Raw genomic sequence first — 21210 nt, 5'->3', positions numbered from 1 at the left:
CTAGCCAACCCGGCGCCGGTTGAAGTGAACCGGCGCTGCGCTTAGATACGATGCCTGAACGGGGAAAGCCGGGGCTGCCGATCACCGGGGCCGGTGCTTTCCTGCAAGACCTAAGGAAACGCGAATGACAAACCATGCGACCCAGAGCTACCCGGTATTGCCGCTGCGCGATATCGTGGTGTTCCCGCATATGATCGTGCCGCTCTTCGTCGGGCGAGAAAGATCGGTGCGGGCGCTCGAGGAGGTGATGAAGGACGACCGGCAGATCCTTCTGTCGTCGCAGATCGACCCGACGGTCGATGACCCGACCAGCGACGGCATCTACCGTACCGGCGTGCTGGCCAATGTGCTGCAGCTTCTGAAGCTGCCCGACGGCACCGTGAAGGTGCTGGTCGAGGGCCGCGCCCGCGTGCGCATCACCACCTTCATCGAGAACCCCGATTTCTTCGAGGCCGAGGCCGAGGCGCTGGACGAGACGCCGGGCGAACGGTCGGTCGTCGAGGCGCTTCTGCGCTCGGTCGGCGACGAGTTCGAGAAATATGCCAAGATCAAGAAGAACGTGCCTGAAGAGGCCCTGTCTGCCGTGGCCGAGGCGCGGGAGCCCGCGAAGCTCGCCGACCTCGTTTCCGGTCATCTGGGCGTGAATGTCAGCCAGAAGCAGGAGCTTCTGGAAACGCTCGACGTGGGCGAGAGGCTTGAGAAGGTCTATGGCCTGATGCAGGGCGAAATGTCGGTCCTGCAGGTCGAGAAGAAGATCAAGTCCCGCGTCAAGACCCAGATGGAGAAGACCCAGCGCGAGTATTATCTGAATGAGCAGATGAAGGCCATTCAGAAGGAGCTGGGCGACGGCGAGGATGGCCAGAACGAACTGAACGAGCTGGCCGAAAAGATCGCCAGGACCAAGTTCTCGAAGGAGGCCCGGGAAAAGGCCGAAGCGGAGCTGAAGAAGCTGAAGTCGATGTCGCCGATGTCGGCCGAGGCGACTGTGGTGCGCAACTACCTCGACTGGCTTCTGTCGCTGCCCTGGGGCGTGAAGAGCCGGGTCAAGAAAGACCTGCGCGCGGCGCAAAGCGTGCTGGACGCCGACCATTACGGGCTGGAGAAGGTCAAGGAGCGGATCGTCGAATATCTCGCCGTTCAGGCGCGGCAATCCTCGCTCAAGGGCCCGATCCTCTGCCTCGTTGGCCCGCCCGGCGTTGGCAAGACCTCGCTCGGCAAGTCGGTCGCGAAGGCGACGGGGCGCGAGTTCATCCGCATTTCGCTGGGCGGGGTGCGCGACGAAAGCGAGATCCGTGGCCACCGGCGGACCTATATCGGCTCGATGCCCGGCAAGATCATCCAGGCACTGAAGAAGGCCAAGACCACCAATCCGCTGATCCTGCTCGATGAAATCGACAAGATGGGGCAGGATTTCCGCGGCGATCCGGCGTCCGCGATGCTGGAGGTGCTGGACCCCGAACAGAATGCGACCTTCGTCGATCACTATCTTGAGGTCGAATATGATCTCTCGAACGTGATGTTCATCACCACGGCCAACAGCTACAACATGCCGGGGCCACTGCTCGACCGGATGGAGATCATTCCGCTGGCGGGCTACACCGAGGATGAAAAGCGCGAGATCGCCAGGCAACATCTGCTGCCCAAGCAGATCAAGAACCACGGTCTGAAGAAGGGCGAGTTCAAGGTCAGTGACGAGGCGCTGACCGAGATTGTGCGCACCTATACCCGCGAGGCGGGCGTGCGGAACCTTGAGCGCGAGATATCGAAACTGGCGCGCAAGGGGCTGACCAAGATCCTCAAGAAAGAGGTGACGAAGGTCGAGATCACGCCAGAGGTGCTTGAGGACTATCTGGGCGTGAAGCGGTTCCGCTATGGTCTGGCCGAGAAGGAAGATCAGGTGGGCGTGGTCACCGGCCTTGCCTGGACGTCCGTTGGCGGCGATCTGTTGCAGATCGAGGCGCTGAAACTGCCCGGCAAGGGCCGGATGAAGACCACCGGCAAACTGGGCGACGTGATGAAGGAATCGATCGAGGCGGCGGCAAGCTATGTCCGTTCGGTCAGCCCCGAACTCGGCGTGAAGCCGCCGAAGTTCGAGAAGATGGATATCCATGTCCATGTGCCCGAAGGCGCGACACCCAAGGACGGGCCCTCGGCGGGCCTTGCGATGGTGACCTCGATCGTTTCGGTCATCACCGGCATCCCGGTCCGCAAGGACATCGCCATGACCGGCGAGGTCACGCTGCGCGGCAATGCGCTGGCGATCGGCGGATTGAAGGAGAAACTGCTTGCGGCGCTGAGGGGCGGGATCAAGACGGTCTTCATCCCGGAAGAGAATGCCCGCGACCTGCCGGAGATTCCGGAGAATGTGAAGGCGGGGCTGGAGATCGTGCCGGTGTCGCATGTGCGCGAGGTTCTGGCCCGCGCGCTGCTGCGTCAGCCTGAACCGGTGGTCTGGGACGAAGAGGCGGAGGAGCTGGCCGCCAAGGCGGCGGCCGAGCGGCCCGAGGGATCGGGCGCCACCGCCCATTGACACCATAGGGCGGCCCTTCGGGGCCGCCATTTTTCTTGCGCCACACCTCTGGTCGGGCGCTCATGACGGTGCGAAGGAGTGACCCATGCCAGCCATGAAGACCAAGACCCCCGCCGATGCCGCGAAGCCCGCCCGCAAGCGCCCCGCCAAGGCGTCAGAGACGCCCGCGAAGCCAGAGGCCGACATGGCGGATGCGGCGGAGGGAACGGTCCTGAAACTGCGTGATCTGGTGGAGCGTGCCGCGAGCCGCTCGGGCGCCAAGAAACCGGCGGCGAAGCCGGTGATCGAGGCAGCCCTTGCCGTGATCGCCGAGGCGCTCGATGCGGGCCAGAGCCTGAACCTGCCGCCGCTCGGCCGCGTCCGGGTCGGCAAGGTGAAGGAGGGCGCCCAGGGCGCGATGCTGACCCTGAAGCTGAAGCGCGGCGGCCCGGCGCGAAAGGACGACGCCCCTCTTGCAGAGGGCGGCGAAGCGGGCTAAGAGCCCCGGCAAGGGGCGATTAGCTCAGCGGTAGAGCGCTTCGTTCACATCGAAGATGTCAGCGGTTCAAATCCGTTATCGCCCACCATTCTTCCCGAAGGCGCGGCCCGACCGGCGCGCTTTTCCTTTTAACGCCCCGGGCCGCTCATCGTGCGCCTCGCGGCTTCTCTTCGCTGGCGATGAGCGCGCATGAGCGCGACGAAGAGCCACCCGCTGACGGCGGAACGGACATGAAGCACGAGATCTACATCATCCGCCACGGCCAGACCGAATGGAACGCGGCGGGCCGGATGCAGGGCGGCACCGCCGACAGCCCGCTCACCGCGCGTGGTCGCGCCCAGGTCGTGGCGATGGCCGACTGCCTCGCTGCGCGCGGCGTGACCGCCGAAAGCCACCTCTTTCTCGCGAGCCCCCAGGGCCGCACGCTGGAAACCGCTGCCGCCATCGCCCGCCGTCTGGATGCCCGCTTCACTCTCGACCCGCGCCTGCGCGAGATCGATATGGGGCCTTTCGCCGGACTGACCCACGACGAAATCGCCGCCCGCTTTCCCGGCGCTTTCGAAGAACAGCACCCCTGCCTGTGGTACGACACGATCCCCGGCGGCGAGGGGCTCGCCGCCCTTCAGGCCCGTGCAATCGCCGCCGTGCACGAGATCGACCGCCCGGCCGTCATCGTGACCCACGGGATGACTTCGCGCATGCTGCGCGCTGCCTATCTCGGACGTGATCATCTGTTCGCGGCGACCGAGATGGAGGGCGGACAGGGTATTCTTTTCCGGCTTGCGGATGGCGCCATAGAACGGATTCAGCCGCCGACGCCAAAGGGCCCGGAGACCCGGCCATGAAACAAGCGGGCGGCGCATGGCGCCGCCCGTGAACCAGATTACTGGTCGAGGAAACTTCTCAGCTTCCGGCTGCGGCTGGGATGTTTCAGCTTCCTCAGCGCCTTCGCCTCGATCTGTCTAATCCGTTCGCGCGTGACGCTGAACTGCTGGCCCACTTCTTCCAGCGTATGGTCGGTGTTCATGCCGATGCCGAAGCGCATGCGCAGGACGCGTTCCTCGCGCGGGGTGAGCGAGGCCAGGACCCGCGTCGTCGTTTCGCGCAGGTTTTCCTGGATGGCGCTGTCGAGGGGCAGGATCGCGTTCTTGTCCTCGATGAAATCGCCAAGCTGGCTGTCTTCCTCGTCGCCGATGGGCGTTTCGAGCGAAATCGGTTCCTTGGCGATCTTCATCACCTTGCGGACCTTTTCCAAAGGCATCTGGAGCTTTTCGGCCAGTTCCTCGGGCGTCGGTTCGCGGCCGATCTCGTGCAGCATCTGGCGCCCCGTCCGCACCAGCTTGTTGATCGTCTCGATCATATGCACCGGGATGCGGATCGTGCGGGCCTGATCGGCGATCGAGCGCGTAATGGCCTGCCTGATCCACCAGGTCGCATAGGTCGAGAACTTGTAGCCCCGGCGGTATTCGAACTTGTCGACGGCCTTCATCAGGCCGATGTTGCCTTCCTGAATGAGATCAAGGAATTGCAGGCCGCGGTTGGTGTATTTCTTGGCGATCGAGATCACCAGACGAAGGTTCGCCTCGACCATTTCCTTCTTGGCCTGACGCGCTTCCTTCTCGCCCTTCTGGACCTGATTCACGATGCGGCGGAACTCGGAGATATCGACGCCGACATACTGGCCGACCTTGGCCATTTCGGCGCGCAGGTCTTCGACCTTGTCGCGCGAGCGTTCCAGAAGCGCCTGCCAGCCGCGCCCGGCCTTATCGGCCATCCGGTCGAGCCAAGTCGGGTCAAGCTCATATCCGCGGTATTCGTCGATGAATTCGCGGCGGTTGATGCGGGCGGCGTCCGCCAGCTTCACCATGCCAGAATCGAGTTGCATGATCTTGCGGTTGATGCCGTAAAGCTGGTCGATCAGCGCCTCGATCCGGTTGTTATGCAGGTGAAGCGCGTTCACCAGAAGCACGATTTCCGACCTGAGCTTCTGATAGGCCGCCTCTTCGGCCACCGAGAAACTGCCGTCCTCGTTCAGGGTCGCCGACATGCGCAGATCCTGCATCTCGGCCAGAGTGGCATAGTCGCGCGCGATGATTTCGAGCGTCTCAAGCACCTTGGGCTTCAGCGCGGCTTCCATCGCTGCAAGCGACATGTTCGAGGCTTCATCATCCTCGTCGTCATCGTCGGCCCGCGCGATCGGATTGCCGTCGGCGTCAAGCTCCGGCTCGTCGGACGCGGCACGGCGCGGGGCCGCCGCCTCGCCGACGTCGACCTCCTCCAGGCCCGGCCCGTCCATCTCGCCGTCGCCATCGAGCGAACGGCCAAAGGTCGCCTCGAGGTCGATCACGTCGCGCAGGAGGATGTCTTCGTTCAGAAGTTCGTCGCGCCAGATGGTGATCGCCTGAAAGGTCAGCGGGCTTTCGCACAGCCCAAGGATCATCGTGTTGCGGCCCGCCTCGATCCGCTTGGCGATAGCGATCTCGCCCTCGCGCGACAGAAGCTCGACCGAGCCCATCTCGCGCAGATACATGCGCACCGGATCGTCGGTGCGGTCGAGCGTCTCGCCCGACGAGGTCGCGACCGCCACCTCGCGCGAGGTCGACACTTCCACGACCGCGCCGCCCTCGGGGTCTTCGGCCTCTTCCTCCTCGATGACATTGATGCCCATCTCGGAGAGCATCGACATCACATCCTCGATCTGTTCGGAGGAGACCTGTTCGGGCGGCAGCGCCTGATTGAGCTGGTCATAGGTGATGTAGCCCCGCTCGCGCGCGTCGGCGATCATCTTCTTGACCGCCGCCTGGCTCATGTCGAGCGAATGTTCGTTCTCTTCACCTTCCGGCTTCTGATCGTCGCTGTCCTTGGCGGCCATGGGCGCTCCCGTCTTCCAATGGGTGGTGATTCGGGCGGCGGCCCGAATCGCTTGTCCGGTTTGTACCGAATCGCGCGGCTGATTCGAAGGGGCGCGCGTACGCCCGGGGTTTCACTGTCGTTTCTTATGCCAGACCTGATCGTCGATCAGCCGCTGCAATCCGGCCGACAAGGCGGCGCGGTCCTCGCCCATGTCGCTGTCGTCATCCAGGCGCGAGCGTTCGGCGCGATGGCGCGCCTCGGTCGCCTGGCTGAGACGCCAGGTGACGCCCTCGTCGGCCAGGCCTGTCAGATCCTCCATCGCCTCCTCGATCTCGGCCCTCACGCCGCGCCGCGCCTCGAGCTTGGCGAATTCCTCGGCCAGGCACATGCGGGCAAGCGTATGATCCCTGGCATTGCGCACTGGCGGCGCGATGAGGACGTGGGGAAGGGCGAGGAGCTTTTCAAGGTGCCCGACCGCATCGGCGGGAAGCTTGCGGCGGAAAATGTCGGGCGGGCAATGGGCAAGCAGACCTTCATGCGCGGCATGGATCATCGCGTCGCGCAGGGCGGCATGGCCAGGCCCCAACATCGCGGCGCGTTCAAGCTGGCTTTCGAACTCCACCACCAGATTGGGGTGGATGGCGCAGATCGCGAGGATGATCGCCTCGCGCAAGTCCTCCTCGGCCCGCTCGTCCGCCATGCGTGCCAGAAGCGAGGCGCGGGTGCCGGCCAGGGGCGCTGCCGGCGGCGCAAAGCCGCCGCGCCCGCCGCGGCCCGTGCGCTGGCGCGGCGTGAAGCCGCGCGGCGCGGGCACTCCCTTACCGAAGAGCGCCTGGCGCAGGCGCTTGACCTCCTCGCCGTAATGGGCTCGGATCGACGGATCGCCGATGCGCTTCAGGATCGCGCGCAGGTCCTTGTCGAGCGCTGCCCGCCGTTCGGGGCTGTCCAGGACCTTGCCTTCGGTCTCGCGCCGCCAGAGCAGGCTGACCATCGGCTCGGCGGCGCCCAGCGCCTCCTTCATCGCCCCTGCCCCGCGCGCGCGGATCAGATCGTCGGGGTCCATCCCCTCGGGCAGGGTGACGAAGCGCAGCCCCTGCCCCGCCTCCATCACCGGCAGCGCAAGGTCGATGAGTCTCAGCGCCGCCCGGACACCCGCCGCATCGCCGTCGAGCATCACCAGCGGCTCGGGCGACAGACGCCAGAGAAGCCGGAGCTGATCCTCGGTGACCGCCGTGCCAAGGGGGGCAACGGCGCCGCCGAAGCCCGCCTCGACGAGCGCGATCACATCCATATAGCCTTCGGCGACAATCAGCGGCTGGCCCTTGGCGCAGGCCTCGCGCGCAGGCCCGTGATTGTACAGGCTGCGGCCCTTGTCGAATAGTTCGGTCTCGGGCGAATTGAGATATTTGGCGCTTTCGCCCGGGTCCATTGCGCGTCCGCCGAAGGCGATGCAGCGGCCACGCGGGTCGCGGATCGGAAAGATAATGCGGTTACGGAACGTGTCATAAGGTGCCTTGCCCTTGGTCGATGGCTTGGCGAGACCCGCATCCAGGATCAGATCGTCGGCGATCCCCCTGGCCTTCAGATGATCCCAAAGCCCCTGCCAGCCATCGGGCGCAAAGCCGATCTCGAACCGCTCGCGCCCCGCCTCGGTCAGTTTCCGACCATCAAGATAGGCGCGCGCCGCCGCCCCCGCCGCCGTCTTCAGCTGCAGGCGGTAGAATTTCACCGCCTCTTCCATCACCTTCGCAAGCTCTGTCCGCCGGTCGGCCCGCTCCGCTGCCTTCGGATCGGCCGCGGGCATCTGCATCCCCGCCTCGCGGGCAAGCACCTCGATCGCTTCCATGAAGGACAGATTCTCGGTCTCGCGCAGGAAGGAAACCGCATCGCCCTTCTGATGGCAGCCGAAGCAGTAATAATACCCCTTCCGGTCATCGACATGGAATGAGGCGGTCTTTTCCTGGTGGAAGGGGCACGGCGCCCAGAGATCGCCCTTGGCCTGATTGGATTTCCGCTGATCCCACGTTACCTTGCGCCCGACGACACGGGACAGCGTCACGCGCGTGCGCAGTTCATCGAGAAATCCGGGTGGCAGACTCATGTCCCCTATATAGCGGGGGCTTTGCGCCCCCGCACCCCCGCAGGATATTTTTGCCAGACTGAATTGCAGCCTTTCATCTTGGCGCAAATACCTCACGGGGGTGCGGGGGTGTGAAACCCCCGCTTCCGCGCTCAGAGACTGGCGCGCGCCAGAAGGGCGCGCATGACCGCCTCCAGTTCATGGACCGCCGTCGCGATCATTGAACGGAAGAGATAAAGGGCAAAGCTCTCCGCGCCCGTGCGGTGGAGAAGGATCGTGACATGCCCCAGGCCCGTGCGCGCCGTCGCGCCTTCGGGAAAGGCGGCAAGCGACAGGTCGAGCGGCACGAGCCGCGCAAGCACCGCCTCGCCCCCCGGCCCCGACAGGGCAAGGCCCACCCAGCCGTCGCTCTGATCGGTCTGCGCCGCCAGCGGGCCAAGCCCCGCGGGTGCGGCCGCGCCGATCAGGAAGGCAAGGTCGCGCCCGGCCCAGAGGATGCGCGCCCTGGCGGCCTGCCGCGAGGTGCCGGGCGCCGGAAAAGCCAGCCCGAGCTTGTCGAGCGCCGCCGAAACCTCGTCTGTCTTGCCCGGATAGGGGGCAATCGCCGTGATTCTCTCCTGCGGCAGGTCCGACAGGGTCAGCGGCCCGATGGTGAGGGGCAAAAGCTCGCCCGCGGCGGGTTTGGCGATGAGCTTAGCCACGGGCACGTCCTCCGTCGGGGTCGAAGAAGACCGGGTGGGTGACTTCGCACAAAAGGTCGAGGCCGCGCAGGTGATCGACCAGCCGCACCGACTGGCCGTGCCGGGCGCGGCCGTTCTTCAGGAAGCCGATCCCCAGATGGGATTGCAGCGTGGGCGACCAGCAGACCGAGGTCACATATCCCTGATCGTTCTCGCGAACCGGCGCCGCGCCCGGATCGAAGAGATGCGCGCCCGCCGTGATCGGCTTTTCGGCGCCGAGCGGCTTCAGCCCGACAAGCTGCTCGCGTTCCGGCCCCGAAAGGCCGGGCCGCCCGCTCGCCGCCTTGCCGATGAACTCCTTCTTGTCGCTCATCATCCCCTGGAGGCCGATGTCGAAGGCGGTGACCCGGCCGTGTATCTCGGCGTGGGTGATGAAGCCTTTCTCGATCCTCAGCACATTCAGCGCCTCCATCCCGTAGGCGCATCCGCCGAAGCTTTCCGCCCGGGCCACCAGATCGCGGTAAAGCGCCTCGCCGTATCGCGCGGGCACGGCGATCTCGTAACCGAGCTCGCCCGAGAAGGAGATACGGTAAAGCCGCGCCGCGACCCCGCCGAGCTTCACCGTGCCGCAGGACAGGAAGGGAAAACTCGCCGCATCGATCGGCGCGTCGAGCATCGAGTTCAGAAGCTCGCGCGCAAGCGGCCCCGCCACGGCGAATTGCGCCCATTGCTCGGTGACGGAAATGGCGCGCACCTGCCAGCCGGCGCAGAAGGCCTGGCTCACGAAATCGATATGGCGCATGACCTGTCCGGCGGCGGCGGTTGTGGTCGTCATCAGGTAATGGTCGCGGGCAAGGCAGGCGGTGGTGCCATCGTCCATCACCATCCCGTCCTCGCGCAGCATCAGGCCATAGCGCACGCGCCCCGGCTTCAGCGTCGAGAAACTGTTGGTATAGAGGAAATCGAGGAAGCGGCCCGCATCCGGCCCCTGGATGTCGATCTTGCCCAAGGTCGAGACATCGCAGATGCCGACGCGGTTCCTGACTGCGATCACCTCGCGGTCGCAGGACTGGCGCCAGTTGGTCTCGCCGGGCCTAGGAAAATAGGAGGGCCGGTACCAGAGCCCCGCCTCGATCATCGGCGCGCCGCGTTCCTGGGCGGCCTTGTGCGAGGTGGTGAAGCGCTGGGGCGCGAAACCCTTGCCCTGCCCGCCCGCGCCCATCGACGCGATCGAGACGGGCGTGTAAGGCGGGCGGAAAGTGGTGGTGCCGGTTTCGGGGATTGCGCGGCCGGTCGCATCGGCAAGGATCGCCAGCGCCGCGACATTGGAATTCTTGCCCTGATCCGGCGCCATGCCCTGCGTCGTATAGCGCTTCATATGCTCGACAGACCGGAAACCCTCCTGCGCGGACAGTTTCACATCCTTCACCGTCACGTCGTTTGCGAAGTCCAGCCAGGCGCGGCCCGTGGTATCCGGCACCTGCCAGTAGGCCTTCAGGCTCGGGGTGCCATTCTCGGCCCGGGGCGCATCGAGCCTTGCGGACTTGCGTCCAAGCGCTGCAAGCGCCTCGTCTGCGGCGGCCAGGCCTTCCGCCAAAGCGGCGGCGGTCGAAAAGACGCCGTTCGCAGCACCCGCGACCACCATCCCGGGCACCATGCCGGGACGCGGCACGAAGGCCGCAATCTCCTCGCGCCAGTCGGGGCGGCCGTTCATGTGGCAGGCAAGATGCAGGGCCGGGTTCCAGCCGCCCGAGACGGCGAGGCAATCGGCCACGATCTTCTCGACCGTGCCGCCGTCCGTCCGCACGCTGATCTCGCCGAGCCCCAGCCGCCCCTTCGTGCCCACGACCGCGCCGCCCGCGATCACCCGCCAGTCGGCGGACTGGGGCGCATCGGCGCGCGGGTCGATGACGGCAGCGACCTCGATCCCGGCGGCGGCGAGGTCGCGCGCCGTGCGGTGGGCCTGATCGTTCGCTGCGAAGACCGCGACCTTCTGGCCCGCAGCGACGCCATAGCGGTTCAGATAGGCGCGCACCGCGCCCGCCTGCATCACGCCGGGCCGGTCGTTCATCGGGAAGGCGATCATGCGTTCCTGCGCGCCGGAGGCGAGGATCGCGCGGCGGGCGACGATCCGCCAGAAACATTCGCGCGGCAGGTCCTTCGGCGCCCGCGCCACATGCAGGCCCACCCGCTCCAAGGCGCCATAGGTACCGTCGTCATAGGCGCCGGTCACCGTGGTGCGGGTCATCAGGCGGACGTTCGGCAGGCTTCCCAGTTCATCTGCCACGCCCTTTGCCCAGAGGGCCCCGGGCTGGCCGCCCACCTCCTCGACCTCGGCATTGAGCCGCCCGCCCGGCAGGAAATCCTCATCCGCCAGGATCACCCGCGCCCCGGCCCGTCCGGCGGCCAGCGCCGCCATCAGCCCGGCAGGCCCCGCGCCGATCACCAAGAGATCGCAGAAGGCATAAGCCTTCTCGTAATGATCCTCGTTGTGCCTGCGCGACAGGGCGCCAAGCCCCGCCGCGCGGCGGATCGCCGGTTCATAGAGCTTCTCCCAGAAGCTACGCGGCCACATGAAGGTCTTGTAATAGAAGCCCGCGCCGAAGAAGGGCGCCATGAGGTCATTCACCGCCATCACGTCGAGCGAGAGCGAGGGCCAGCGGTTCTGGCTGCGCGCCTCGAGCCCGCCATGGATCTCGACCTGCGTGGCGCGCAGGTTCGGCACCTGCGCCGCCCCGTGCCCCACGGTCACCAGCGCATTCGGCTCCTCCGACCCCGCCGACAGGATGCCGCGCGGGCGGTGGTACTTGAAGGATCGGCCAAAGAGCCGCACGCCCGCGGCCAAGAGGGCCGAGGCGAGCGTATCGCCCTCGAACCCGGTATAGTCCCGCCCGTCGAAGCGGAAGCCGACGGTCTGGCCGCGGTCGATGATGCCCTTGCCCGCGATCCTCATGCCTGCCCCTCCGCCGCCTTTCCGGCCGGTTTCCGTCGCGGTTTCTTCTTTGGCCCAATACTCCCGCCGGAGGCTTCCCCGCCCGCCACGAGCCGCACCGCGAAAATCTCGTGCGTCACCGTATCGCGCTCGACGGCGAGCCAGGCGGCGCAGCCCTGTTCGTGATACCAGAGGTCCTCGGTCCGGCCCGCCGGATTGTCGCGCAGATGCAGGTAGCTGTCCCAGGCCTCGGGTGCCGCGCCCTCGCCCGGGCGGTCGAGGTAATCGCGCGCGCCGTAATAGGTGAATTCGCGCCGGTCGCGGGTGCCGCAGAGGGGGCAGGTGATGCGCATCTCTCTGCCTCCCTCAGTGCAGGTTATGCTGGCTGCCGGTCCCTTCCTCGTCGAGGAGGTGGCCGGTGGCGAAACGGTCAAGGCGGAAGCGGCGGGCGACCTCGTGGCTTTCGCCGGTGGCGATCAGGTGGGCAAGGCACCAGCCCGAAGCGGGCACCGCCTTGAAACCCCCATAGTTCCAGCCGCAATTGAGGAACAACCCTTCGGTCTGCGTCTTGTCGATGATGGGCGATCCGTCGGGCGACATGTCCATGATGCCGCCCCAGGACCTCAGCACCTTCGCCTTGCCGATCATCGGCATCAGCGTCATGCCCGCCTCCATCACATGTTCGACCATCGGCAGGTTCCCCCGCGCCGCATAGGAGGCGTAGAAATCCAGATCGCCGCCGAACACGAGCCCGCCCTTGTCGGACTGCGAGATGTAGAAATGCCCCATCCCGAACGAGATCACATGGTCGATCACCGGCTTCAGCCCCTCGGTCACGAAGGCCTGCAGCACATGGCTTTCGATGGGCAGGCGCATGCCCGCCATCGCAGCGACCTGGCTTGAGCGGCCCGCGACCACGATCGCCACCTTCTTGGCCCGGATCGCGCCGCGTGTGGTCTGCACGCCCCTGACCTTGCCGTTCTCGATATCGATCCCGGTCACTTCGCAGTTCTGAATGAGGTCGACGCCGCGCTGGTCGGCGCCCCGCGCATAGCCCCAGGCGACCGCGTCATGGCGGGCCGATCCGCCGCGCGGATGGTGCAGGCCACCGTAGATCGGAAAGCGCGTCTGGTCGAAATCGAGATAGGGCAACAGGCGGCGCACTCCTTCGCGGTCAAGCAGCACCGCATCGTCGCCCTGGTTGATCATCGCATTGCCGCGCCGGGCAAAGGCGTCACGCTGGCCGTCGGAATGGAAGAGGTTGATGAGGCCGCGCTGGGAATGCATGACGTTGTAATTGAGCTCGCCCTCGAGCCTTTCCCACAGCTTCAGCGAATGGCTGTAGAATTCCTGATTACCGGGCAGGAAATAGTTCGCCCGCACGATCGTGGTATTGCGCCCGACATTGCCGCCGCCGAGATAGCCCTTCTCCACAACCGCGACATTGGTGATCCCGTGGTTCTTCGCGAGGTAATAGGCGGTCGAAAGCCCGTGCCCGCCGCCGCCGATGATGACGACGTCATAGTCAGCCTTCGGATCGGGCTCTCGCCAGACCGGTTTCCAGCCCCTATTGCCGAAGAGACCCTCGGTCAGGATCTTCAAGCCCGAATAGCGCATCACCGCCCGTCCCCGCCCGCTGCGGGATCGCATCGCCCCGCCTTTGACCGATCTTGCGACGACGGGCGCGAAAGGCCAAGCGTTTTTGCGACGGAAATCTGTCGCTTCGCTCACATCGGGGCTACAAATGGCACCGGCCCGGACGAAGCCCGGGCCGGTTGCGCGATGGTGACTGGTCAGAGCGCGAGGCGCAAATGATCGACCTCGAATGATTGTTGCGGTTGATCGAGTTGCCGCCGTCCGGATGGATGCAGAAACCAAGGGCCATCCGGGCGGTGAAACTGATTCGACCGCCTTGCAATCCGCACCGCGGCGCTGCGTCAGAGACCCTTTGACCTGTAGGTCGCGGCAACCCGGCTGATCGCCACGATATAGGCGGCCACCCTCAGATCCTCGACATCGTTGCGGCCATGCCAGACCTCGCGCATCGACTGGTAGGCACCGCGCATCGTGTCATCGAGGCCCGAGCGCACCAGCATCAGTTCGTCCGAGCCTTGCAGGAACTTCTCCTTGAAGTCGGCGGCGAGCGTCCAGCCGAGGCCCTTGTCGGCCGACAGCCGTTCCAGCTCCTCGACGATCAGGCGCGAGCGTGCCTCCTCGGCCCGGCGCTGCATGCGGCCGAAGCGGATGTGGCTGAGGTTCTTGACCCATTCGAAATAGGAGACCGTCACGCCCCCCGCATTCGCGTACATGTCGGGGATGATCAGGATGCCCTTGTTGCGCAATATCTCGTCGGCGCCGAAGGTGATCGGCCCGTTCGCCGCCTCGATGATCAGGGGGGCCTTGATCCTTTCGGCGTTGCCCTTGTGGATCACGCCCTCCATCGCCGCAGGAATGAGGATGTCGCACTCCTTTTCAAGGACGCTCGCGCCATCCTCGACATAGGTCGCCTCGGGGTAGCCCTTGATCGTGCCGTGCCTGGCGATCCACTGGCGGACCTCCTCGACATTCAGGCCCTTGTCGTCGACCAGCGCGCCGTCGCGTTCGATGATCGCGGTGACGATCGCGCCATCTTCCTCGGTGACGAATTTCGCGGCGTGATAGCCCACGTTGCCGAGGCCCTGCACGACGACGCGCTTGCCTTCAAGGTCGCCCGACAGGCGCGCCATCGCCGCGTCCTCCTTGTGACGGAAGAATTCGCGCAGCGCATATTGCACGCCGCGCCCCGTCGCCTCGACCCGGCCCTGGATACCGCCCGCATGCGGCGGCTTGCCGGTGACGCAGGCCTTGGCGTTGATGTCTGTCGTGTTCATTCGCGCAAACTGGTCGGCGATCCAGGCCATCTCGCGCTCGCCCGTTCCCATGTCGGGGGCGGGCACGTTCTGCGCGGGATGGATCAGGTCGCGCTTGATCAGTTCATAGGCGAAGCGGCGGGTGATACTCTCCAGCTCGTGCTCGTCCCACTGGCGCGGGTCGATGCAGAGCCCGCCCTTCGATCCGCCGAACGGCGTTTCCACCAGCGCGCATTTGTAGGTCATCAGCGCCGCCAGCGCCTCGACCTCGTCCTGGTTGACCGAGGTGGCATAGCGGATGCCGCCCTTCACCGGTTCCATATGTTCGGAATGGACCGAGCGGTAACCGGTGAAGGTTTCGATCTTGCCGCGCAGGCGGACCCCGAAACGCACCGTATAGGTCGAGTTGCAGACCCGGATCTTTTCCTCAAGCCCGGGGCTGAGATCCATCAGCCGCACCGCGCGGTTGAACATAAGGTCCACGGACTGGCGAAAGCTGGGTTCGCCGTGGCCATTGGTCGACATGAGATCCTCCAGACTGTCGGAACCGGCGCCCGCCTCCCCGGGGCGCGAGGACAGAGCGCATCGGCGCTTCGAGCGCGCACTCTATAGTCGCTTGGTTAACAAGAAATGTCGCTTTCACAACCCCGGGCCGGGTCAATCGCGCCGGTTTGCCCGACCGAATCCTACAGTTTGACCGGCATCGTAGCGGCGCCTTGCACGCTTTTGCGCTAACGGCCCAGCCTATCGGCTGGTACATCGCGGGGGCGCGATACGCCTGGCAAGGCCCAAATCCCCGCAATCGACCGCGATTGTCCACGGGCCCCGAACTTTCCGCGCCACCGCCCGCAGCCCGCCCAACTTTCGCCACACTCGACGCGCCTTGTTCGGTCCCAAATATTTCTCGGGCTGCCTGCGCCATTTTCGCGGGCAGGGTGCTGCTACGGAGAAGGAACGAACATGCCGGTTCAGGGGATGCCTGCAACGTCCGCGACAGGTCTGGTGCGCCGTGCCAGACAGTCGCTCATCACTTACCACCGCGCGGATGAAGGATCGATGCTGATCTTCGGCATGTTCCTTTTCGTCTCGATGCTGTTGATCGCGGGCATGGCGCTTGACCTCATGCGCTTCGAGGAGCGGCGCACGAAACTTCAGGCCACGATCGACCGCGCGGTTCTGGCCGCCGCCGACATGGACCAGACGCTTGATTGCAAGTCCGTCGTGAAGGACTGGTTCGTGAAGGCCGGCGCTGGCGCACCGAGCGATGATCAGATCACCTGCACCAAGAACGATTTCGGCAGCGAGGTGAAGGTCACCGCCAGCACCACGATGCCCACCTGGTTCATGAAGATGGTCGGCGTTCCGACGCTGCAGACGCCGACGGCCAGCACCGCCGAGGAAAAGATCGGCAGCGTTGAAATCTCGCTCGTGCTCGACGTGTCGGGTTCGATGTGGGGCAGCCGCCTCACGAACCTGAAGGCCGCCGCGAGTTCGTTCGTTGACCAGATGTTCGCATCGGTCGAGACCGGCAAGCTGTCGATATCGATCGTCCCCTATTCGACGCAGGTGTCGCTTGGGCAAGACTTGCTGAAGTATTTCTACTACACCAACTACGACCATGGGCAATCATCGTGCCTCGAATTCGCCACGACCGACTTTTCCGCCACCGCAGTCAGGCTGAAACCGACGGTGCCGACCTCGGCAGATGTGCCCTATCGGCTGAACGGTCACTTTGACCCTTTCTACTCTAACAACCGGTTGTCGCTCCCCAACTGCCCTCCCGATACCAAGACGTCCCAAGCGATCCTGCCCTTTTCGGCCAGCGCGGACGCCCTGAAAGCACGAATCAAAGGGCTGTCTATCGACGGCAACACTTCAATCGACCTAGGGATGAAGTGGGGCGCAGCGCTGCTCGACCCGTCGATGCAGCCGGTTGTCACGAAGATGATTGGCGAAGGAAAAGTTGCGGGCGCTTTGAGCGGCCGCCCATACAGCTTCACCAAAGCCGACGGCACCAGGAACAACGACGTGCTGAAGGTTATCGTTGTCATGACCGACGGCCAAAACACAGTAGAATATAAACTGAGGGACGGTTATGAAAACGGCGCAAGCAATCTGTTCATGACCAACACCAAATACCCTGGCTATGATGGGTTTTCCGGTTTCTACAAACGCTTTTCTTGGTACGATCCAAGCCGTTCGGGAAACAAGTACTATAGCCTTTCTCAGCAAGCGTGGCGTTCCCAGCCCTGGGGTGCGAACCCGTTGGACATTCCGAACAACTATAACGGTGACGACGACAAAGACGGCGTCAAGGACGAAGACGTGACCACTCAGCTCAATTGGGACGAGGTCTGGGCAATGATGACGGTTCTATATTTATCGGATGAGATCGTCTACAAAGTGTACGGGTCGACGTGGATCCGCAATCAGTGGCGCCCTGGCTACAACAATTCGCTTACCACGAGCTATGTCTACGGCACGAAGGACAGCAACGTGCTGTCCGTGTGCAGCGCTGCCAAGGACAAGGGCGTGAAGGTCTATGCCATCGCCTTCGAGGCGCCGACCAACGGGCAGAACCTGCTCAAGCAGTGCGCCTCCTCGCCCGCGCATTACTACTACACGTCCGGCTCGAACATTTCGCATGTGTTCTCGTCCATCGCCAATTCGATCAACAAGCTGAGGCTGACGCACTGATATGGGACAGATATTCAGGTTCCTGACGGCGCGCGCGCGCCGCTACCGGACGGACGAGGACGGGGCGTCGACCATCCCCTTCATCATCATGGCGCCGTTCTTCATCATCCTCACGCTCTCTTCGATCGAGCTTGGCATGCTGATGATGCGTCATGTGATGCTCGAACGCGGCCTTGACATGTCGGTGCGCGAACTGCGGCTGGGCCTGTGGATCCCCGCAAGCGACGATGGCATGACCGACGAACAGCGCGCCATCCTGCATCAGACGCTGCGCGAGCGCATCTGCAAGAACGCGGCGATGATCCCCGATTGCGACAAGGTGCTGTCGGTCGAACTTCGGCCGGTTTCGAAGGACACCTGGGCGCCGCTTGCGGGTGGCGCGACCTGTGTAGACCGCTCGGCCGACGCGCTGCCGGTGACCGAATTCAAGGTCGGCACATCGAACGACATCATGCTGATCCGCGCCTGCGCGATCTTCACACCCGTCTTCCCGACCGCGGGTCTCGGCGCCAGCCTGCGCGTCGCCGATCCGAACGATAAGGACGACTGGGCCTATGCGCTCGTCTCGACCACCGCCTTCGTCAACGAACCACGTCCGGGGACCTGATCATGCGCATCTTCCGTGCCCTCAAGAACCGTCTGTCGGAATTTCACCGCGATGAGGAGGGATCTGTTGTCATCGAGGGAATTCTCGTCACCAGTTTCCTGACCTGGTGGTATGTCGCCTCGTTCCAGTATTTCGACGCCTACCGGCAGAAGAATACCAACCTGAAGGCGGCCTACACGATCGCAGACATGCTGTCGCGCGAGACCGGACCCACCAGCGACGATCCTGATGCGGCGGAGGTCAACCAGACCTATGTGAACGGCCTGAACCAGATGTTCGACTATCTGTCGAACGCGCGGGAGCCGACCTGGATCCGCGTCTCCTCGGTCTATTTCGACGAGAATGACGACAAGTATCACGTCGACTGGTCGGCAACGTCCGGCAGCGGCCATCCGATCATGACGACCGCCGCCATCCAGAACTACAAGAACAGCATTCCGGTCCTGCCGCGCGGGGGCAGCGTGATCCTGGTCGAGACCTTCATGGAATACGAGCCCATGTTCGCGATCGGCCTCGATGAACAGACCTTCTCGACCTTCATCACGACTGCTCCGCGCTTTGCCTCCTGCCTGCCATGGCAGACCTATGGCTGCGGCATCGATGCGGCGGGCAACTGGACCAATCCCGACATTCCGGACCTGCCGGACCCTGAGGCTGACCCTGACTCGATCTGACGTGTCGGGTCTGCCACGTTGACTTCTGGATCGGCGCTCCTCACCGGGCGCCGATCATACCTTTGGCCATGGTTTCGTGAATGGCAAGCACCTCGTCCCGGCTGAGCCGACCGCTCTGGCGGTACCAGGTGTTCACCCCGTTCAGCATCGCGATGACCGCCATGGTCGCGAGCCGCACATCGGTGATCTGGAACGCCCCCTGCCCCACCCCGTCGCCGAGAATGGCAGACAAGCGGTCCTCGTAGCGGCGGCGCAGGCTTTCGATGGCGGCGAAATTCGCCGGCTCGAGGTTGCGCAGCTCCATGTAGGACAGGAACACTTCATCGGCATGGTCGAGGTTGTAGCCGATATGGAACCGCACGAACTGTCGCAGCCGCGCCTCGGGCGGCCCCTCCGGCACGCGATAGGCGGCCAGAAGATCCTCCATATGGCCGCGCAGAAGGTCGAAGAGCAGTGTCTGCTTGTCGGGCGTGTAGAGGTAGAGCGCGCCCGCCTGAAGCCCGACTTCGGTCGCGATCTGACGCATGGAAACGGCGGCATAGCCGTGGCGGGCGAAGAGCCTCAGCGCCGCCGCTCGGATGCGGGGGCCTGTGACTTCGGCGGAGGAACCGGTGCGGCGTGCCATTGGCGTATGGTTATATGAACGCCCGTTCAATACAAGGGTCGCCTTCCACCCTTGCGGCGAACCGGCGCGGGGCTATTGTGCAAGACGACCGCAGCGAAGGAACCGAAGTGCGCGACAGACCGCAAATGATCCGGATCGTCCTTATGGCCGCGACTTGCGTCTGCCTGACGGCCTGCGCGCCGCGCCCCGTCGTCAAAGCCGCCGAGAGCGCGGCCGTCGCCCAGGCTCCCTACCCGATGCTTCTGCCGTTCGAAACGCTCACCCCGCCGCCCGCACCCCCGCCCGGCCTTGTGGAGGGGCTTCTGGCGGAGGGTGCGGCCCTCAGGGCGGCCGCGACCGGGCAGCAGTCGCAACCCTAACCCAATGCGCGGCGCACATGCGTTGCATGGTCGCCTGCCTTGGGCTAACACCCGCCCGATAAGACAAAGAGGACGCAGCATGGCCGACCCGTTGAGACTTGGCATCGCAGGGCTGGGCACTGTCGGCACCGGCATCGTCCGCATCGTGCAGACCCATGCGGCGCTTCTTGAAAAGCGGGCCGGGCGGCCGATCGTGATCACTGCGGTTGCCGCGCGGTCGCGCACGAAGAACCGGCCGGTCGACCTGTCGGACTATGCCTGGGAGGACGATCCGGTGGCGCTCGCCCGCCGCGCCGATGTCGATGTCTTCGTCGAGGTGATGGGCGGCTCCGAAGGCCCGGCGAAGGCCTCGACCGAGGCCGCCATCGCGGCCGGGAAAGATGTGGTCACGGCGAACAAGGCGCTGCTGGCCCATCACGGCCAGGCCCTGGCCGAGGCCGCCGAGGCCAAGGGCCATGTGATCCGGTTCGAGGCGGCCGTCGCGGGCGGCATTCCGGTGATCAAGGCGCTGACCGAGGGGCTTGCGGGCAATCAGATCCGCCGGGTCATGGGCGTGATGAACGGCACCTGCAACTATATCCTGACGCGCATGGAAAGCGCCGGGCTTCCCTATGACACGGTGTTCGAGGAGGCCCGCCAGCTTGGCTATCTGGAGGCCGACCCGACCCTCGACGTGGGCGGCATCGACGCGGGCCACAAGCTGTCGCTTCTGGCGGCCATCGCCTTTGGCACCAAAGTGTCGTTCGACGCGGTGGAGCTGGAGGGGATCGGCCGGATTTCCATCGACGATATCCGCCGCGCCGCCGATATGGGCTACAAGATCAAGCTGTTGGGCGTCGCCCAGATGACGGGCCGGGGGCTGGAGCAGAGCATGTCGCCCTGCCTCGTTCCCGCCGACAGCCCGCTTGGCCAGCTGCAGGGCGGCACCAATATGGTGGTGCTGGAGGGCGATTCTGTGGGCCAGATCGTGCTGCGCGGCGCGGGCGCGGGCGAAGGGCCGACTGCCTCGGCGATCATGGGCGATGTGATCGACATCGCGCGCGGCACGCGGCTTTCGACCTTCGGACAGGCCGCCGCGACGCTTTCCGAGCCGGTCGCGGCCAGGGCCACCTCGCCCGCGCCGCATTACCTCAGGATGGAACTGGCCGACAAGCCGGGCGCGTTGGCCAAGGTGGCGACCGTCCTCGGCGACGAGGGCATCTCGATCGACCGGATGCGGCAATATGGCCATGCCGACACGTCGGCCCCGGTTCTGATCGTCACCCACAAATGCACCCGCGAGGCGATTGCACACGCTTTGTCGAGACTTCCGGCAACGGGGGTGATCCTGGGCGAGCCAGTGGCGATCCGGATCGAGAACGTCTGAGGCCCAAACCGTTGAGGACGCTGGGTTAACGGTGCCGTCCTGCGGCGGGAACAGGGTATTCCCGACGTATTCCAAACGTATTCCGGAGAGGCATACGTCCGACCCTGTGGCGCAGCGTTAATCCTGCGGCGAGAGGCTCGTGATTCGACGGACGGGCGAGTGGCAGAGGTGCCCGGCGCCACCGGCGCTCTGCACTCTTGGTTACGGCCACGTTAACCATTTGGTGGTTCGCTCTTGCGGCGTGCAGGGAGCGAGCGATGTATCGAACAAGTTTTGAAACGTTCATCCGGTCTGGCGGGGGTGGAACCTTCACGCTGAATACGATCGGCCATCCGCCCCTCGCCATGAAACAGGATCGCGCAACGACCGAAAGTGCCGTGCGCCAATGGGTCGACCAGGTCTGAAGCCGGCGCTTCGGAGCAACGGCGCAGGCCATTCTCAAGACCGAGCCATTCGAATTTTCCGCGGCGGGCCTGTCCG

The 21210-nt window shown here is 64.9% G+C and carries 17 protein-coding genes and 1 tRNA gene; 10 read left to right on the top strand and 8 right to left on the bottom strand.

Features of this window, described 5'->3' with window-relative positions; translation table 11 throughout:
• Window positions 1–124 precede the first annotated feature (124 nt).
• The 4 genes from lon (at window position 125) to P0645_RS08870 (ending at window position 3853) form a co-directional block, all read left to right on the top strand.
• Window positions 125–2530 (top strand): endopeptidase La, encoded by a 2406-nt coding sequence (lon, locus tag P0645_RS08885; protein WP_284164216.1) that lies wholly within the window; start codon window positions 125–127, stop codon window positions 2528–2530.
• 85 nt (window positions 2531–2615) lie between these two features.
• The gene (locus P0645_RS08880; protein WP_284164215.1) at window positions 2616–3008 is read left to right on the top strand and encodes an HU family DNA-binding protein; all 393 of its coding nucleotides are present in this window, start codon (window positions 2616–2618) and stop codon (window positions 3006–3008) included.
• Between the two features lie 13 nt (window positions 3009–3021).
• Window positions 3022–3096 (top strand) — tRNA-Val (locus tag P0645_RS08875).
• A gap of 142 nt (window positions 3097–3238) precedes the next feature.
• The gene (locus P0645_RS08870) at window positions 3239–3853 is read left to right on the top strand and encodes a histidine phosphatase family protein (RefSeq protein ID WP_284164214.1); all 615 of its coding nucleotides are present in this window, start codon (window positions 3239–3241) and stop codon (window positions 3851–3853) included.
• A gap of 38 nt (window positions 3854–3891) precedes the next feature.
• Here the strand turns inward: P0645_RS08870 and rpoD are convergent, their stop codons facing one another.
• The 7 genes from rpoD to P0645_RS08835 form a co-directional block, all read right to left on the bottom strand.
• On the bottom strand, window positions 3892–5880 hold the full coding sequence (gene rpoD, locus P0645_RS08865) for an RNA polymerase sigma factor RpoD (RefSeq protein ID WP_284164213.1): 1989 nt from the start codon (window positions 5878–5880) through the stop codon (window positions 3892–3894).
• Between the two features lie 111 nt (window positions 5881–5991).
• Entirely contained in the window at window positions 5992–7962 is a 1971-nt protein-coding gene (gene dnaG, locus P0645_RS08860; RefSeq protein WP_284164212.1) for a DNA primase, read from the bottom strand.
• A gap of 131 nt (window positions 7963–8093) precedes the next feature.
• Complete coding sequence (locus tag P0645_RS08855; protein ID WP_284164211.1) at window positions 8094–8642, bottom strand: sarcosine oxidase subunit gamma; 549 nt, start codon at window positions 8640–8642, stop codon at window positions 8094–8096.
• Window positions 8635–11574 (bottom strand): sarcosine oxidase subunit alpha family protein, encoded by a 2940-nt coding sequence (locus P0645_RS08850; protein WP_284164210.1) that lies wholly within the window; start codon window positions 11572–11574, stop codon window positions 8635–8637. Before P0645_RS08850 ends, P0645_RS08855 begins: the two co-directional genes overlap by 8 nt.
• Entirely contained in the window at window positions 11571–11906 is a 336-nt protein-coding gene (locus tag P0645_RS08845) for a sarcosine oxidase subunit delta (protein ID WP_502854335.1), read from the bottom strand. Before P0645_RS08845 ends, P0645_RS08850 begins: the two co-directional genes overlap by 4 nt.
• Window positions 11907–11919: 13 nt before the next feature.
• Window positions 11920–13170, bottom strand: a complete 1251-nt coding sequence (locus tag P0645_RS08840; RefSeq protein WP_284164468.1) for a sarcosine oxidase subunit beta family protein — start codon at window positions 13168–13170, stop codon at window positions 11920–11922.
• A gap of 320 nt (window positions 13171–13490) precedes the next feature.
• Window positions 13491–14927: a Glu/Leu/Phe/Val family dehydrogenase gene (locus P0645_RS08835; RefSeq protein WP_284164209.1), complete on the bottom strand. Its 1437-nt coding sequence runs from the start codon at window positions 14925–14927 to the stop codon at window positions 13491–13493.
• 435 nt (window positions 14928–15362) lie between these two features.
• Here P0645_RS08835 and P0645_RS08830 point away from each other — a divergent pair, with 435 nt between their 5' ends.
• From P0645_RS08830 to P0645_RS08820, 3 genes are read left to right on the top strand one after another with little or no spacing between them, the layout of a single operon-like run.
• Complete coding sequence (locus P0645_RS08830) at window positions 15363–17099, top strand: VWA domain-containing protein (protein ID WP_284164208.1); 1737 nt, start codon at window positions 15363–15365, stop codon at window positions 17097–17099.
• Window position 17100: 1 nt separating this feature from the next.
• A complete protein-coding gene (locus P0645_RS08825; protein ID WP_284164207.1) occupies window positions 17101–17706 on the top strand; it encodes a TadE/TadG family type IV pilus assembly protein in 606 nt (201 codons plus the stop codon).
• Between the two features lie 2 nt (window positions 17707–17708).
• Window positions 17709–18380, top strand: coding sequence for a TadE/TadG family type IV pilus assembly protein (locus P0645_RS08820; RefSeq protein WP_284164206.1), 672 nt, complete (start codon window positions 17709–17711; stop codon window positions 18378–18380).
• A 40-nt stretch (window positions 18381–18420) separates the two neighbouring features.
• Here the strand turns inward: P0645_RS08820 and P0645_RS08815 are convergent, their stop codons facing one another.
• Window positions 18421–19005 (bottom strand): TetR/AcrR family transcriptional regulator, encoded by a 585-nt coding sequence (locus P0645_RS08815; RefSeq protein ID WP_284164205.1) that lies wholly within the window; start codon window positions 19003–19005, stop codon window positions 18421–18423.
• Between the two features lie 125 nt (window positions 19006–19130).
• Here P0645_RS08815 and P0645_RS08810 point away from each other — a divergent pair, with 125 nt between their 5' ends.
• From P0645_RS08810 to P0645_RS08800, 3 genes are all read left to right on the top strand, one after another.
• Complete coding sequence (locus P0645_RS08810) at window positions 19131–19364, top strand: hypothetical protein (protein WP_284164204.1); 234 nt, start codon at window positions 19131–19133, stop codon at window positions 19362–19364.
• A 79-nt stretch (window positions 19365–19443) separates the two neighbouring features.
• Window positions 19444–20730 (top strand): homoserine dehydrogenase, encoded by a 1287-nt coding sequence (locus P0645_RS08805; protein WP_284164203.1) that lies wholly within the window; start codon window positions 19444–19446, stop codon window positions 20728–20730.
• Between the two features lie 257 nt (window positions 20731–20987).
• Entirely contained in the window at window positions 20988–21134 is a 147-nt protein-coding gene (locus P0645_RS08800; RefSeq protein WP_284164202.1) for a hypothetical protein, read from the top strand.
• Window positions 21135–21210 lie beyond the last annotated feature (76 nt).

Origin of the sequence: Frigidibacter sp. SD6-1 (assembly GCF_030143255.1) — a bacterium.
In the GTDB taxonomy this organism is placed as follows: Bacteria; Pseudomonadota; Alphaproteobacteria; order Rhodobacterales; family Rhodobacteraceae; genus TMP-24.
The sequence above is the reverse complement of the archived record's forward strand: the minus strand, read 5'-3'. Positions and strand labels throughout refer to the sequence as shown.